Below are 16073 nucleotides of genomic sequence, written 5' to 3' on the forward strand. Positions count from 1 at the left end.
AAAATGCATCACGGATACATCATTTTTTTCAATTCATCTAACGCTTCAATTGCTGCTAAATTGCCTGTCGTTCCAAATAAACGCTCTTCTAAATCGTAAACACGGTTATTTTTAACCGCAGCAAAGTGTTTCCAAATATCATTTGTTTTAAATTCTTTATCAAACATTTTTACAACTTCATCAGGCATACCATGAGCTGCTCGTAAAATAATATCTGGATCAGCTTTCTTTAAATACTCTGTATTAGAAGCTAAATATTCTACTTGTTCACCTTGCACAATATTTTTACCACCTAGTTGTTTCACTAAATCTCCAATATAAGAATGCTCTGTTGCTACTAAATAACTTCCAGGCACACCTAATAAAATAAGCACTGTCGGTTCTTTCTTTCCTTTTACTTCTTTTTGAATGCTAGAAACCTTTTTATCTAATTTAGTTACTACTGCTTCGGCCTGTTTTTCACGCCCATATTTCTTACCTAAATCGCTAATAGAACTTTGCATATTTTTCAAACTCGTTAAATCTAAAAAGTTTGCTTTCATACCCACACCATCAAAAACTGGCTTTAATTCATATTCAAGTGTTGTCACAGATAACACTTCTGAAGGCTTTAATGACTTTACCTTTTCCATATCTGGACTCATTGGATTCCCAACTTCAGGTAAACCTTTATATCGCTTCGGTAAAGTTTTAGAACTTGTTGGAACGCCGACTAAATCTACTTCTAACGCATCCATAATTTCAGTAACAGCCACTGTTGTTGCAACGACGCGCTCTTTACTTTCACTCTTTACCTGCTTTGCTGATTCTTTTTTTGGTGATGAGCACCCGGCTATACTCATTAACAAAATGATAGCCATTAGTACACTTACAATTTTCTTCACTCTCAATCACAACTCCTTTCCATACAATATGAAACAAGTCTTGATGCACGCGAATATGCATCAAGACTCCAAAAATTACAATCTACCTGCTCTATATTTACGAACTAGTAAAGCAAGTGAACCTAGCAGTAACACCATGTATAAACCAAGTTGTGCTGTATCTGCAGTTTTTGAGTTTTTCTCTTTTTTTGAATCATTTTTTGTATCTTCTTTTTTCTTCTGACCATCTGCATTTCGGTTAAAATCAGGAGTACCTACTGTTTTTACATTATCTACTTTCGGTGTAGTCACTGGATTTTTCGGTTCATTTTTCGGTTCCTCTTTAAGAGTTCCTAACGCGCCGATATTATTTGTATCAAATTGAATTTGCACATCGTAGAAATGATGGTAGTTCATCTCATCGATGTCTACCTTTACTTTTGCGTTTAATTTTTTAAATAGATCTTCTACTTCAAACTGTACTACTCGTGTATTTGCATTTTTATCTTCGCTTACTACTTTCGCATCAGCGAATAGTTCATTGTTTTCCGTTTGGAATTTCGTAATCCACGCACTATTTTTCAGCGTCATCTCAATATATTTTTTACCATCTTTTACGATTAATTTCGCTGGATTTACAACATAGTCATGCATCTTTGAAATCTCATCTGTTTTATCTTTTAATACTTTAAATGTAATATCATATTGGCCATCTACTAAATTTTTCGGATCAACTATTACTCTCGGTTTATTATTTTCATCTTGGTTGTTGTTTCCACCTTGGTTGTCATTCCCGCCTTGGTTGTCGTTTCCACCTTGGTTGTCATTCACGCCTTGGTTGTCATTCACGCCTTGGTTGTCGTTTCCACCTTGGTTGTCGTTTCCACCTTGGTTGTCATTTCCGCCTTGGTTATCTAACGGCTTAATGCTACCTTTATCAAATGCAAATTGAATATCGTAAAAATGGTGATAATTCATTGAATCGATATCTACTTTTACTTTTGCATTTAACTTTTTCGATAAATCTGGTACTTCTACTTCCACTACGCGTGAATCAGCTTTTTTATCTTCACTTATTACATTTGCATCAACAAACGAACCATTTTTCTCAAATTCAAATTTTGTAATCCAAGAACTGTTCGTTAACGTAAATGATACATACTTCTTACCATCTTTTACTTTTAGCACACCTGGACTTTTTGTATATGTGTTCATCATTGAAATTTCGTCTGTTTGATCTTTTAATGCTTTGAAATTGATGCTGTATTCACCATCTTTAATTGTCTCAGCATCTGTTTTTTTATTTTCATCTGGTTTTTCTGTTTCTGGTTTTTCTACTTCTGGTTTTTCTACTTCTGGTTTTTCTACTTCTGGTTTTTCTGCTTCTGGTTTTTCTGCTTCTGGTTTTTCTGCTTCTGGTTTTTCTACTTCTGGTTTTTCTACTTCTGGTTGTTTCTCTTCATTTTTAATTTGTTCAAGTTTATCTTGTTCAAATAAAAGTTGTACATCATGCGTTTGCTTATAATTTCTTGATGCCATTTCGATAAATACTTTTGTATTTAGTTTTTCAGATAAATCGTTTACTTCAAACTCTACTACTCTTGTATCTTTTTCCTTATTCTCACTTACTACTTTTGCATCAACAAATGTGCCATCTTTTTCCGTTTGGAAATTTTTAATTAATGAGCTACTTTTCAATGTTACAATTGCTTTTTTCTTACCGTTTTCTACTTTTAATACTCCTGGATTTACCATGTAAGTATTCATCTTAGATTCTTCATCTGTTTGATCTTTTAACACTTTAAATGGAATGCTGTACGCACCATCTGTAATTGTGTTAGAATTTGGTTGTTGATCTGGGTCAGGCTTTTGGTCGGGCTTCTGACCTGGATCCGGTTTTTCATTTGGATCTGGCTTATTAGCTGGGTCCTCTTTTTCATTTGGTTGTTCCACATGAATTGGTGTAATACTATTTTGATCAAATGCAATACGAACGTCGTACTCATGATGATAATTTAAAAAATCAATATCTACTTTTACTTTTGCATTTAATACCTTCTCTACATCTTCTACATCAAATTCTACTACTCTTGTATCTTTTTCTTTATTTTCACTAATTACATTTGTCGCAACTAGCTTACCTGCTTTTTCTGTTTCAAACTTCGTAATCCATGAACTATTTGTTAATGTAAAGGATACTTTCTTTTTCCCATCCTTCACTTTTAAAGTCCCTGGGCTTACTGAATATTGATTCATCATCGATTCTTCATCTGATGTATCTTTTAAAACTTTGAAGCCAATTGAATATTCACCGTCAGCCAACTTGGTAGCTGCTTGAACTGCAAGTGGTTGTAATGTTGATACGAATGTAAATATCATTAAAAACATAGCAACAATAATTTTTGTATACCTGTTCAATGGAACGACTCTCCCTTTTGAAAATTATTTAATACTGCTCCCATCAAATACAAAGCGAATATCATATGAAGCATTATAATTAATAATTGGAATATTAATTTTCACCTTTCCATTTAGTTTTTTTGACAAGTCAGCAACTTCAAATTCTACTACTCTAGTATTATCTTTTTTGTTTTCACTTAACACGTTTGTTTCTACAAATTGACCATCTTTTTCTACTTGGAAACTTTTAATAGAAGCACTATCTTTCACTTTAAATGAAACATATTGTTTTCCATTTTTAACTGTTAATGTTGCTGGGCTTTCAAAATAACTATTCATTCTAGACGATTCATCTTTATCGCCTTTCCATACAGTAAAAGCAATATTATATTTTCCATCAGCTAGTTTTGTAGCAGCTTTTGCATCTTGTAAACCTAGTGTTGCGATAAACGTAAATAAAACAGCAAATACGGCAATAATCATTTTAAATTGTTTAAACATATATTCATCACCCTTCAAAAGATTTATTTACTCAACTTCACTTTACGAATTAAGAAAGCACCTGAAATAAGAATTAACGCTACAAACAATCCAATACGTGCTTCATCGCCTGTTTTTGGGTTATCTGTTTTTTCAGCTTTTCCATTTTCATTTTTTGTTTCTTTGTTCACTTCTTTAGCTGTTTCCTTACTCTCTACTTTTGTTTTCTCTTCTTTTACTTGTGTATCTGTTTTCGCTTGATCATTATTTTTTGTTGTAGCAGCTACGCCGTTATCGCCACCTACAGCTTTTACATTTGCATCAAAAGCAAAACGAATTGTGTAGTGGTGGTCATAGTTTGCATTTGGTACAACAACATGAATTTTTACAGCTGCCGGTTTGGATAAATCATCTACTTTAAACTCTACTGTTCTTTTATCTGCCGATTCATCTTTACTAACAACTTTCGCATCAACAAAATTCCCATTCTCTGGTGCTTTAAATTCTGTAATCCAAGCACTATGATTCATCGGAACTTGTACTCTCATCTCACCGTTTTTCACTATTAATTTTGCCGGCTTTTCAAAATAGTCATTTGCCATTGAAGCTGAATCATTTTCCGCTTTTTGAATTACGTAATTAATATCGTAAGTACCATCAGCTAGTTTTGCTGAAGCATTCCCGTATGGCATTACAAGAAAAGCTAGCATACATACGAACGTTATAATAAAAGCGGGTAATACAGAAACCTTTTTCATTTTTCTTGTTTCCTCCTTGGTTATCTTTCATTTCACTTTTTGAAAATGATAATTATTCTCAATTTATAAGAAAAAAATAATCTCTTCTACCTATTATTTAATTAGCATTCTTTTATGTAACATAAGTATTATTGATTATCATTCTCATTTAATATTAAAAATAATATCTCACCCTATTCCTTATACGAAGGCATAGAAACTGAGAAAAAATTATAAAACGTATTTATTGATTATCATTCTCAATGCGAATCAAAAAAAATAAACTATCTCTTCTCCTCTTCTTTCACCTCTTCCCATAACAACACTATAGTTATAGAAACCCCTTTTCCCTCACTTCCCTTCCAATATTTCCACAACTAAGTCAATCTTAGCCTACTCATAAATTTTTTGTCAACTATATTACGTATAAAATTTTTAATATCTGAATTTCTCTATATGCGGCTTTTTTTACAAAAAAAGAGACTTTCTATAATAGAAAGTCTCTTTTCTCTATTTCTCTACAGCAATTTCCTGCTTTTGAAACTTAGAAACTATATAACCAAATCCTATACCGATTATCCCTGGAACTAACCAACCAATTCCTACACTATATAATGGAATCTTATCTAAAATAGGTGCTAGCGCTGCAATTTGAAGGTTTGCATTGTGTAATCCATCAAAGAAACTTATTGCAAATGCTCCTACAATCCCGCCCACATACATCGCTAATGGAAGACGAACGTAGTTTTCAACAAGTGATAATACGATAAGTACGATTCCAATTGGATAAATTGCGATTAAGATTGGTAACGCTAATGCATTTAACTGAGTTAACCCAAGGTTTGCTACCATAAATGCTAATACACAGAAAATGAAAACGACTTTTTGATAAGAAAGCTTTGGTAATAAGGAAGAGAAGTAATCACCACAAGCTGCAACAATACCTACAGAAGTTGTTAAACATGCTGCTGTAATTGCGATCCCTAGTAATAAAGTTCCGTAGCTACCAAATAAATGATTCACGACATTTGTTAAAATAATTCCTCCGTTTGCGCCCATTCCAAGTGACACACTAGAAGCTCCAAGATAAGCAAGTGCTAAATACACAAGTAGTAGACCAAGCGCTGCAATAAATCCTGCAAAGATTGTTACTTTTGCAATACTGTTTTTATTTGTAATGCCTTTTTCTTTTAACGCATGAATTACAACATTTCCGAATACCAGTGCTGCAAGTCCATCTAAAGTTAAATATCCATCAATAAATCCTTTAAAGAGAGGAGCACTATACGCTTCTGTCGGTGCACCAAATTCTCCAATTGGTGTAATAAGTGCTTTACCTACGATAATTGCAATAACAGCTAATAATATTGGAGTTAGCACCTTACCAATACGACCCACTAATTTCGAAGGATTTAAAGCTAAATAGAAAGTGACTGCAAAGAAAATAAGTGTAAAGATAACAAGTGGATATGACTGACCAGCTATCTCACTTGGTAAAAACGGTGCAACACTCATCTCATAAGCTACTGTTCCTGTACGCGGTACACTTACGAATACGCCTAAACATAAATAAATTGCAGTGATAAAAACAAGTGCGAATATAGGATGTACACGTCCTGCTAGCTCATTAATATCTCCCTTTAAAGCTATAACAATTACTCCTAATAAAGGTAGTCCAACCCCTGTTACGATAAAACCAAACAGCGCGATCCATACGTCCGTTCCAGCACCTTGCCCTAACGCTGGTGGAAAAATCATATTACCTGCACCAAAAAACAGTGCAAATAACATTAAACTTATTGCAAACATCTCTGAAAACTTTAAAGATGATTTCATTTCTACTAACCTCCTAAAATATATAATTGACAAAATATTCTGAATTAAAATCCGTCACATATTCTCTTTCAAGCATACTTCCCCGTAAAAGAACGCAAAAAACACCCGTCCCTAACAAAGGGACGAGTGTTGAAATCGTGGTTCCACCCTTATTCTAATAAAATGAATTTATAACGAAATAAGCTCATTTTATAGCTCGTGTAAATTGATAACGGTTTTATCCGCCAAGAATTACAATGCATCATGTATGCAGTTCACTCTTGAAGTTTAGAGGTGGTAAGCTTGTCTTTTCGTATTAGGAAGCTCACAGCCTAAGGCTTCCCTCTCTGAGAATCGTAAAATACAACTCATGTCCTCATCATTACTTTTATAAAATATCTTGTCGAAACTTGTTGTTTTTTATTATATGGGCTATTTTTTAAAAAATCAATAGTTTTATTTTTTCTGACAAAAAAATATAGGAAGAAAATTTTCCCTCCCTATAACTGCCCTATTAAAATTTCTAACTCTTCAGCTGTAACGCTCCGCCACTTTCCAACTTCAAGCTCATTTAGCTCTATATTCATAATGCGTACTCGCTTTAGCTTTATTACAGTAAATCCGAAAGCACGACTCATTCTACGAATTTGCCTGTTCATTCCTTGCGTTAAAACGATACGAAATGTTGATTGATCGACTCTTGTCACTTTGCACGGCTTCGTCATTCCATCTTTAATCTTTACACCACTGGACATCTCATCAATAAACCAGTCCGTAAAAGGTTTATCGACTGTGACAACATATTCCTTCTCGTGCTCATGATCACCATGTAAAATTTGATTCGCAATGCCGCCGTCATTCGTTAATAAAATAAGTCCTTCCGATGCTTTATCTAATCGTCCAACTGGAAAGATTCGCTCTGGGTAATTGATATAATCAATTATATTATCTTCAATATGATCAGCTGCTGTACAAATAATGCCGACTGGTTTATGGAAGGCGATGTACACCTTTTCTTTCTCTTCTTTTACAATAACTTTCCCATCAATCGTTACCCTATCACCATCGCTCACAAGTGTACCGTGCGTACATATTTCGCCGTTAATAGCCACGCGTCCAGCTTTAATGAGGCGATCTGTTTCACGTCTGGAGCATGATTTTGCTTCGCTTATGTATTGGTTGATTTTCATATTCTATTCCTTTTCATATATATTAAAAGCGTCAATCTATGGCAATATCATTATGCCACGATTGACGCTTTTTCACTTCGCAAAAACAACTAAATAAATAACCCCAATCACCAAAAATATTCCGCAACAAGCTAACAATACTTTTGCAAGTTTGTCCATAAACATATAATGGTTTCCCCTTTGTTTCGTTGTTTTCTATTTTAATTCGACAACTGTTACGCCTAGGCCTCCCTCGCCCATGTCACCGTAACGGAAGGTTTTCACGCCGCGATGCTTCTTCAAGTAATCTTGTACACCTTGGCGAAGTGCTCCTGTCCCCTTACCGTGAATAATTGATACGCGAGGATAGCTTGCAAGCTGGGCATCATCTAAGTATTTCTCAACGCGCGCCATTGCATTTTCAAATCGTTCACCACGAAGGTCAAGTTCTAATGAAACGTGATAGTCTCTACCTTTTACCGTTGCAACTGCTTTTTTCTCTGTTTGCTTCGGTGTGTTAATGTATTCCATATTAGATTCTTTTACTTTCATCTTCAGAATACCGATTTGTACGCTCCACTCTGTATCGCTTACTTTTTCAAGTAGTTGACCTTTTTGACCGAATGTTAATACTTTTACTTCATCACCTGCGCGTAACTGTTGTTTCGGCGCAGTGTTTTTCACGTTTACTTTTTGTTTCTTCACAAGCTCTGGCGCTGCACCTTCTAGACGGCTCTTCGCTTCAATTAGCTCGTGATCTTTCACGTTTGCAAGTTGTGCTTTACGCAATTGACGAAGTTCTTGAATAATGCCTTCCGCTTCTTTCTTTGCAGCTTCGACTTTTTCTTCCCCTTCTTTTTGCGCTTTTAATAATCGTTCATCACGATCTTCGTTAAATTCAATGATTTGACGTTGTAAATCGCGATGAAGTTTTTCAGATTGCTTGCGAAGTGCTTCTGCTTCGTTCCAGTCACGCTCTGCGTTCTTTTGACTTTCTTCTAACTTCGCAATCATATTTTCAATTTTATTCGTATCTGTACTAATGTGATTACGAGCTTGATCAATCACGCGATCAGATAGCCCAAGGCGTTTCGAAATTTCGAAGGCATTACTACGTCCTGGTACACCGATTAATAATTTATACGTTGGGCTTAATGTATTTACATCAAACTCAACGCTCGCATTAATAACTTGCTCACGGTTGTATCCGTATGCTTTTAATTCTGGATAATGCGTCGTTGCAACAACGCGAGCACCGCGATTACATACTTCATCTAAAATCGAAATTGCTAGTGCAGCACCTTCTTGTGGGTCTGTTCCAGCACCTAATTCATCGAATAAAACTAAGCTTTCAAAATCAGCTTTTTCCAAAATATCAACAATGTTCACCATATGTGAGGAGAACGTACTTAAACTTTGTTCAATCGATTGCTCATCACCGATATCAGCAAATATATTTTTAAATACACAAATCTCTGACTCATCCATTACTGGAATGTGAAGACCAGATTGCGCCATTAATACACAAATACCAACTGTTTTCAGCGTAACTGTTTTACCACCTGTATTCGGTCCTGTAATAACAATTGTCGTGAAATCTTTACCTAACATAATGTTATTTGGCACGATAATTTCTGGATCAATGAGCGGATGGCGTGCTTGTCTTAAATCCATGTAACGCTCATTGTTTACGATTGGTTTTGTTGCTTTAATACGCTTCGCATAAAAAGCTTTCGCAAAGATGAAATCAAGATTCGCAACTACTTCTACGTTAGATAAAACGATATCGGCTTCTACTGCCACTTCTTCTGTTAACATCAATAAGATGCGTTCGATTTCTTGTTTTTCTTTCACACGTGCTTCTTGAAGCGCGTTATTTAATTCTACAATGACTTGCGGTTCAATAAATAACGTTTGTCCAGAAGCTGATTGATCGTGAACAATACCGCCATATACGCCGCGGTATTCTTGTTTTACTGGGATTACGTAACGTTCGTTACGAATCGTTACAATCGAGTCAGACAGCATCTTTTGTGCGTTTGAAGAGCGCGTCATATTTTCTAACTTTTCACGAATACGGCTTTCCGCCGTACGAATTTGAGTACGAATACCACGCAGTTTATCACTTGCGCTATCGACTACTTCACCGCCGTCACCGATACAATTTGTAATTTTCTTTTCTAAATCATATAAAGATACAATTTGAGCGACGTGAGTTTCTAAAATCGGAAGCTCGACACCGTTATCAGCCATATCTTCAATGAAACGTTTCATATTACGACTACCATACATCGTATTCGCAATATCAAGTAATTCATTTGGACTTAACATACTCCCAATTTTTGCACGCTTCACATTGGAGCGAATATCTGTAATACCACCTAATGGTGCACTACCTTTTAAACGAATAACTTTCGCAGCTTCATCCGTTGTATCTTGCATTTCTACAATTTCTTCAAAATCAGTGCTCGGCACTAAATGCTTCACTTTGTCACGACCAAGTGAAGATGCTGTATGTTCAAGTAATTGTTCTTTTACTTTATTGTATTCTAATACACGCAACGTTCTTTCTAACATGTTGCAGGTCCCCCTTGTGTTACTTATTACGTTTAATATAGTCTAATAAACGTTCAATATCCCATGTGTTAATCACGTTATCTTTTTGAATCCAACCTTTACGTGCTGCTGCTACACCTGTTTCCATATCTTCTAACATTTCAAGTGTATGAGCATCTGTATTAATCGCTACTTTTACACCAGCATCTTGTGCTTGTTTTAATAATTTCGCGCTTAAATCTAGACGGTTCGGATTCGCATTTAATTCTAAAACTGTATTTGTCTCTTTTGCGAGTTCAATCAATAAATCTGTATCTACATCATAACCCTCACGGCGCCCGAGAAGACGTCCTGTCGGATGAGCAATCATTGTGACATGTTTATTCTCAAGTGCAGTACGCAGACGCTTCATGATCGTTTCACGGTCTTGTGAGAAGCTAGAGTGAATCGCTCCAATGACATAGTCTAATTCTTCTAATACTTCATCATCAAAATCAAGCGAGGCATCTGGTAAAATGTCCATTTCAATTCCGCGTAAAATTGTAATGTCTGGATACTTTTCATTCATACGTTCAATTTCTTTCGCTTGCTCACGAAGACGCTCTTTCGTTAAACCATTCGCTACTTTTAAGTATTGCGAGTGATCAGTAATCGCCATAAACTTATATCCATGAGCACGGCACGCTTGTACCATTTCTTCAATAGAAAAAGCACCGTCACTCCAAGTTGTATGCATATGTAAATCACCTTGTATATCGGAAAACTGAATTAAGTTCGGATACTCTTTAATTAATTCAATTTCTTTTCCATCTTCACGCACTTCTGGCGGAATAAATGGTAGACCGAAATGAGCAAAGAAGTCTTCTTCAGTCTCAAATGTTTTCACTTCACCTGTTTCTAAGTTCTCTACACCGTACTCACTAATTTTCTCGCCTTTATCTTTTGCGATTTGACGCATTTTTACGTTATGGTCTTTTGATCCTGTGAAATGGTGAAGTGTTGTAATAAACTCTTCTGGTTTTACTAAGCGGAAATCGATTGAAATATCATATTCATATTGAAGACGAACAGAAACTTTCGTATCCCCACTTGCGATTACCTCAATCATATTATCGAATTGTAGTAAATGCTCACGTACCGCTGCTGGTTCTGTCGTTGCAATGATAAAATCTAAATCTTTCACTGTTTCTCTCGCGCGGCGCAAACTACCAGCGCGAGAGAAACGAATTACTTCAGCAATATTCGACAATTTCTCCTCTATTTCCCCGGCAATAGGCAATACCATCGCAATTGGTAAACGCTCTGGACGAGAGCCTACTTGATCGATTGCTTCTAATATTTTCTCTTCTGTCTTCTTACCGAAACCAGCTAAAGCTTGTACTTTATTTTCCTCACAAGCAGCTTTTAACGTCTCCATATCAATAACGCCTAGCTCTTTATATAACTTAGCCACCTTTTTACCACCAAGACCTGGTAGTTTTAATAACGGCAATAAGCTACTTGGTACTTCTTTTTCAAGTTCTTGTAATACTTCAGATGTTCCCGATTCTATATATTCTTGAATAACTGCTGCTGTTCCTTTTCCGATGCCCGGAATCTTCGTGAAATCTTCAATTTCAGAAAGACTACGATCGTCACTTTCTAATGCTGCTGCCGCTTTACGAAATGCAGATATTTTAAATGGATTCGCGCCTTTTAGTTCCATAAAAAGCCCGATTGTCTCTAATAATTTGATAACTTGTTTTTTATTTACTTTCATCATTACCCCGCCTTTCTTTCATAGAAAAAAACTTCTCTTTCCGAAAAAAGAGAAGTTATACTCTGCTACCTGTCTGCCATAGTTCCTTCACCTTTTCAGATAGAATCGGTGTATCGTCTACAATTATTTTGCTAATTGATGATTTTTGTAATGGTGTTTGTACTTGTTCAATCGGAAGAATGTTTCCAATGATAATTAAGACAAACAAAACAATATATACTTCTAAAAATCCGAGGATTGCCCCGGCAAACGCATTTACTTGCTTTAAAACCGGTATTTCTGCAAACATATTTAACAAATTACCAAGTAATGAAAGTGCTATTTTTGTAATAATAAACAATATGATAAACGCAAGCGCTTGATAAAATACTGTCTCAATATTATTTGCATCAATCCATTCTGGAACAGATACGTTTTTATCAAATGGATACGGAATAAATTTCGCAAGTGCTGGCGCTAAATCTTTACAGTACCAGTATGCAACAAGGTATGCGATAATAAAGCTTGTTAACTTTACAAGTTGCAGAATAAACCCTCTGCGTAAGCCGAGGAAAAATCCCATAACAAGCAGTAAAATGATAATAATATCAATCATGTTATTCCATTCCTTTTTTTGTCATACTTTCTTTCAATTTCTCATGTTCTTCTTTTAATTTTATGTAATCGTGTATGACGTTTACCGCCGTCAATACCGCTAGTCTACTCGTGTCAAGCGAAGGATTCTTGGCATTGAGTTCGCGCATTTTATCATCCACAATCGCTGCTACCATGCGGATATGACTTGTACTTTCATCGCCAACAACTGAATATTGCTGACCATAGATTTCTACATTAATTCGACTTTTCTTTCCCTTTTGTTGTGACAACTCACCGGCCTCCAATCACGTACAGAATCCTAAAGTTTATCATACCATGAACCTTCATAATATGGAAACAGAAAGAACAATCCGATATGATAAAAATAACAATATAAAAAAAGGGGCGACCATTATGTCAAATTCTATCGTAATTCAAACAAATTCTACAGTAATTGAAGACATGAAACAACAATATAAACATTCGCTTAGCCCGAAAATTCCGCAAGGCGGTATCTTTATGGCTAAGGTGCCATCTTGCACGATTACAGCATATAAATCTGGAAAAGTAATGTTCCAAGGAGGCCGCGCTGAAGCAGAAGCTTCTCGTTGGCAAACTGTCTCTCAAAGACCAAAAACAACTGTAAAAAAACCTGTCGATTCCCATCGTTATGCGCCGCCTGCTTCCATCAGTACAATGTCTATTGTAGGGTCTGATGAAGTTGGTACGGGAGATTTCTTTGGACCGATGACAGTCGTTGCTGTATATGTGGATGCAAAGCAAATTCCACTACTAAAAGAACTTGGTGTAAAAGACTCTAAAAACTTAAATGACGATCAAATTACTGCCATTGCGAAACAACTTCTACACGTTGTTCCTTACAGCTCTCTTGTCCTTCATAATGAAAAATATAACGAGCTATTTGATAAAGGAAACAACCAAGGTAAGCTAAAAGCCTTGCTACATAATAAAGCTATTACAAACTTATTAGCGAAAATGGCACCTACAAAACCTGAAGGCGTCTTAATCGATCAATTCACACAACCTGATACATACTATAAATATTTAGCAAAACAAAAACAGGTACAGCGTGAAAATGTTTATTTCGCTACGAAAGGTGAAAGCGTCCATTTAGCAGTAGCCGCTGCTTCTATTTTAGCTCGCTACTCATTCGTAAAACAGTTTGACGAACTAAGTAAAAAAGCTGGTATGCCACTTCCAAAAGGTGCTAGTAAACAAGTTGATATCGCTGCTGCTAAATTAATTCAAAAGCTTGGTAAAGAACGATTACCTGAGTTTGTGAAACTGCATTTCGCTAATACGGAGAAGGCGCTTCGCTTATTAAAATAGTATCGACAAAAACAGGAGCCTACAAACTCCTGTTTTTTGTTTCATCCTACTATTGTCCTTATAGTTTTGTTATAATTATAATATGCAGATTATTCTAACATAGGAGGAGATCTACATTGCTACTTCTACAAATGATTCTAAATATTTTACTAGGCGATCCACACGAAAGACAGTTCGAAATTAGAGAAAACATTCAGCTACTAAGTGAACAACCAGCGTTCAACGATTTAATAGAGCGTTATGGTCGATCTTTCTTATTAAACTTTCGGATTCGAAGATTTATCGGGAAACACGATGCACGCTTGTTAATACATAATCCAACAAAACTACAACACTTCTGTGAAGAACTTGAATGTATGATTAGAAAAAGGAGTTTTTTCATATGAACGCTGTAAAAGTTAAAAAGATATTATATGTTTTCGTACACCTCGTAGGCCCACTTTCTTACTTCACTATTTCTACCATTTGGGGAGCTTTTTTCACTACTAAATCCACATTCGAAAATATATCTGATAATCTTGGCATGATGGCCATCTATTACGTGTTCATGAGTTTACTGTGGTTTTTCTATTTAGATCGATTAGACAAAGACATAAATAAGATTACAAAAGAAATTAACGATAATAAGATGTAACACATAACAAAGGAGAGCCCTTAAGACTCTCCTTTGTTATGTTAGCTTCGTTTCTGCTTCTTATTTGATGAAGATACTTTATGAGAACCTGTTTCATGTGTCGTCGTTCCTTGTCCTTCAACTTCTGGAGAACCTAGGCTTGATCTTGAATGATCTTTTTTCACTTTTTTACTCATTTATATTCACCCCTTCGCGTTACTTTTTGCTACGGGAGAATAAACTATACAAAATAAAAAAGCGAGAGGAAATCCTCTCGCTTTTTTCATATTTTAGAATTCAGAAGAACCTGGAGTTCTTGGGAATGGAATTACGTCACGGATGTTAGCCATGCCAGTGATGTACATTAGGAAGCGCTCGAAACCTAGACCAAATCCAGCGTGTTTTGTACCGCCGTATTTTCTAAGTTCTAAGTACCACCAGTAGTCCTCTTCGTTCATACCTAATTCTTTAATTCTGTCTACTAAAACGTCCATTCTTTCTTCACGTTGGCTTCCGCCGATTAATTCGCCGATGCCAGGAACTAGAAGGTCAGTAGCAGCTACTGTTTTACCGTCTTCATTCAAACGCATGTAGAATGCTTTAATGTCTTTTGGATAGTCAGTTACGAATACAGGGCGTTTGAAGATTTCTTCTGATAAGTATCTTTCGTGCTCTGTTTGTAAGTCAATTCCCCATTCTACTGGGTATTTGAAGTCAGCACCTGATTCTTGAAGCACTTTAATTGCTTCTGTATAAGTGATGCGACCGAAGTCAGAGTTAATTACGTTGTTCATGCGCTCAAGAACTGTTTTATCAACGAAGCTGTTGAAGAATTCCATTTCTTCTGGTGCATGCTCTAATACGTATTTCATTGCATATTTCAGCATATCTTCTGTAAGGTTCATTACGTCCCCTAGTTCAGCGAATGCAATCTCAGGCTCAACCATCCAGAACTCAGCAGCGTGGCGAGTTGTGTTTGAGTTTTCTGCACGGAATGTAGGTCCGAATGTGTATACGTCACGGAATGCTAATGCATAAGCTTCAGCGTTCAGCTGTCCACTTACTGTTAAGTTTGTTTCTTTACCGAAGAAGTCTTTTGACTCATCAACTTTTCCGTCTTCACCTTTTGGTAGGTTATTTAAATCTTGCGTTGTTACGCGGAACATTTCGCCAGCACCTTCTGTATCACTACCAGTGATGATTGGTGTGTGAACATGTACGAATCCACGCTCTTGGAAGAATTGGTGAATCGCAAATGCTGCGATAGAACGTACGCGGAACGTTGCAGAGAATGCATTTGTTCTTGGACGTAAGTGAGCGATTGTACGTAAGTATTCAAACGTATGACGTTTCTTTTGAAGTGGGTAATCAGAATCTGATAAACCCTCGATATCAATTTTTTCTGCTTTAATTTCAAATGGTTGCTTCGCTCCAGGCGTTGCAATTACTTTACCTTCTACTTTAACTGAAGAGCTAAGTGGAAGTTTTGCAATTTCTTTGAAGTTCTCTAATTCTGTATCGAAAACGATTTGAACGCTTTTGAAGAAGCTACCGTCGTTTAATTCGATGAAACCAAATGCTTTTGAATCACGTAAGTTACGAATCCACCCTGATACTTGTACTGTTTGATCTGCATACTTTTCTGTATCTCTATACAGACTTTTTACTAATGTGTTTTCCATAGTGAAATTCTCCTTTGCTCATATATTTAAATACAAAAAAACCTTTCATCCATAAAGGGACGAAAGGTTAAAC

At 36.0% G+C, this 16073-nt stretch carries 15 protein-coding genes and 2 other annotated features (1 of these 17 only partly in view); of the genes, 3 read left to right on the top strand and 12 right to left on the bottom strand.

Annotation, left to right across the window (positions count from 1 at the left end):
- Window positions 1-8: 8 nt before the first annotated feature.
- The 10 genes from isdE to zapA all read right to left on the bottom strand — a co-directional run bounded on the left by isdE (window position 9) and on the right by zapA (window position 12645).
- Window positions 9-890, bottom strand: coding sequence for a heme ABC transporter substrate-binding protein IsdE (gene isdE, locus MR143_RS05450; protein WP_002164197.1), 882 nt, complete (start codon window positions 888-890; stop codon window positions 9-11).
- A gap of 69 nt (window positions 891-959) precedes the next feature.
- Window positions 960-3281, bottom strand: a complete 2322-nt coding sequence (locus MR143_RS05455) for an NEAT domain-containing protein (RefSeq protein ID WP_242280622.1) — start codon at window positions 3279-3281, stop codon at window positions 960-962.
- Window positions 3282-3305: 24 nt separating this feature from the next.
- A complete protein-coding gene (locus MR143_RS05460) occupies window positions 3306-3764 on the bottom strand; it encodes an NEAT domain-containing protein (RefSeq protein WP_000476163.1) in 459 nt (152 codons plus the stop codon).
- A 23-nt stretch (window positions 3765-3787) separates the two neighbouring features.
- The gene (gene isdC, locus MR143_RS05465) at window positions 3788-4501 is read right to left on the bottom strand and encodes a heme uptake protein IsdC (protein WP_000757952.1); all 714 of its coding nucleotides are present in this window, start codon (window positions 4499-4501) and stop codon (window positions 3788-3790) included.
- Window positions 4502-4990: 489 nt separating this feature from the next.
- A complete protein-coding gene (gene brnQ6 / locus MR143_RS05470; protein WP_000842650.1) occupies window positions 4991-6316 on the bottom strand; it encodes a branched-chain amino acid transport system II carrier protein BrnQ6 in 1326 nt (441 codons plus the stop codon).
- Between the two features lie 115 nt (window positions 6317-6431).
- Window positions 6432-6687: a binding site (T-box leader), on the bottom strand.
- 108 nt (window positions 6688-6795) lie between these two features.
- Window positions 6796-7485 carry a 23S rRNA pseudouridine(2604) synthase RluF gene (locus MR143_RS05475; protein WP_000700748.1) on the bottom strand — a complete coding sequence of 230 codons (690 nt, stop codon included), beginning with the start codon at window positions 7483-7485 and terminating at the stop codon, window positions 6796-6798.
- 195 nt (window positions 7486-7680) lie between these two features.
- The gene (locus tag MR143_RS05480; RefSeq protein WP_000893712.1) at window positions 7681-10041 is read right to left on the bottom strand and encodes an endonuclease MutS2; all 2361 of its coding nucleotides are present in this window, start codon (window positions 10039-10041) and stop codon (window positions 7681-7683) included.
- Window positions 10042-10060: 19 nt separating this feature from the next.
- Window positions 10061-11779 (bottom strand): DNA polymerase/3'-5' exonuclease PolX, encoded by a 1719-nt coding sequence (gene polX / locus MR143_RS05485; RefSeq protein WP_242280623.1) that lies wholly within the window; start codon window positions 11777-11779, stop codon window positions 10061-10063.
- A gap of 55 nt (window positions 11780-11834) precedes the next feature.
- Window positions 11835-12374, bottom strand: coding sequence for a CvpA family protein (locus tag MR143_RS05490; protein WP_000565412.1), 540 nt, complete (start codon window positions 12372-12374; stop codon window positions 11835-11837).
- Window position 12375: 1 nt separating this feature from the next.
- Window positions 12376-12645 (bottom strand): cell division protein ZapA, encoded by a 270-nt coding sequence (zapA, locus tag MR143_RS05495; protein WP_000082701.1) that lies wholly within the window; start codon window positions 12643-12645, stop codon window positions 12376-12378.
- Window positions 12646-12769: 124 nt separating this feature from the next.
- Between zapA and rnhC the strand changes: the two genes are divergently transcribed.
- From rnhC to MR143_RS05510, 3 genes are all read left to right on the top strand, one after another.
- Window positions 12770-13705 (top strand): ribonuclease HIII, encoded by a 936-nt coding sequence (gene rnhC, locus MR143_RS05500; protein WP_000071571.1) that lies wholly within the window; start codon window positions 12770-12772, stop codon window positions 13703-13705.
- Between the two features lie 116 nt (window positions 13706-13821).
- Complete coding sequence (locus MR143_RS05505; RefSeq protein WP_000925538.1) at window positions 13822-14091, top strand: hypothetical protein; 270 nt, start codon at window positions 13822-13824, stop codon at window positions 14089-14091.
- Entirely contained in the window at window positions 14088-14339 is a 252-nt protein-coding gene (locus MR143_RS05510; protein WP_000994744.1) for a hypothetical protein, read from the top strand. Before MR143_RS05505 ends, MR143_RS05510 begins: the two co-directional genes overlap by 4 nt.
- A 41-nt stretch (window positions 14340-14380) precedes the next feature.
- Here the strand turns inward: MR143_RS05510 and MR143_RS05515 are convergent, their stop codons facing one another.
- Window positions 14381-14515 carry a YuzL family protein gene (locus tag MR143_RS05515; RefSeq protein ID WP_000039594.1) on the bottom strand — a complete coding sequence of 45 codons (135 nt, stop codon included), beginning with the start codon at window positions 14513-14515 and terminating at the stop codon, window positions 14381-14383.
- 93 nt (window positions 14516-14608) lie between these two features.
- Window positions 14609-16000 (bottom strand): asparagine--tRNA ligase, encoded by a 1392-nt coding sequence (gene asnS / locus MR143_RS05520; protein WP_000432177.1) that lies wholly within the window; start codon window positions 15998-16000, stop codon window positions 14609-14611.
- 52 nt (window positions 16001-16052) lie between these two features.
- Window positions 16053-16073 (bottom strand) — a binding site (T-box leader) (it continues 231 nt past the right edge of the window).

It is taken from the genome of Bacillus cereus group sp. BfR-BA-01347, assembly GCF_022663835.1.
Taxonomy (GTDB): Bacteria; Bacillota; Bacilli; order Bacillales; family Bacillaceae_G; genus Bacillus_A; species Bacillus_A thuringiensis_K.

Coding starts and splice junctions, on each gene's coding strand:
- MR143_RS05460 (WP_000476163.1), bottom strand. CDS start 3,764: ATGTTTAAACAATTTAAAATGATTATTGCCGTATTTGCTGTTTTATTT.
- isdC (WP_000757952.1), bottom strand. CDS start 4,501: ATGAAAAAGGTTTCTGTATTACCCGCTTTTATTATAACGTTCGTATGT.
- brnQ6 (WP_000842650.1), bottom strand. CDS start 6,316: ATGAAATCATCTTTAAAGTTTTCAGAGATGTTTGCAATAAGTTTAATG.
- MR143_RS05475 (WP_000700748.1), bottom strand. CDS start 7,485: ATGAAAATCAACCAATACATAAGCGAAGCAAAATCATGCTCCAGACGT.
- MR143_RS05480 (WP_000893712.1), bottom strand. CDS start 10,041: ATGTTAGAAAGAACGTTGCGTGTATTAGAATACAATAAAGTAAAAGAA.
- polX (WP_242280623.1), bottom strand. CDS start 11,779: ATGAAAGTAAATAAAAAACAAGTTATCAAATTATTAGAGACAATCGGG.
- MR143_RS05490 (WP_000565412.1), bottom strand. CDS start 12,374: ATGATTGATATTATTATCATTTTACTGCTTGTTATGGGATTTTTCCTC.
- rnhC (WP_000071571.1), top strand. CDS start 12,770: ATGTCAAATTCTATCGTAATTCAAACAAATTCTACAGTAATTGAAGAC.
- MR143_RS05510 (WP_000994744.1), top strand. CDS start 14,088: ATGAACGCTGTAAAAGTTAAAAAGATATTATATGTTTTCGTACACCTC.
- MR143_RS05515 (WP_000039594.1), bottom strand. CDS start 14,515: ATGAGTAAAAAAGTGAAAAAAGATCATTCAAGATCAAGCCTAGGTTCT.
- asnS (WP_000432177.1), bottom strand. CDS start 16,000: ATGGAAAACACATTAGTAAAAAGTCTGTATAGAGATACAGAAAAGTAT.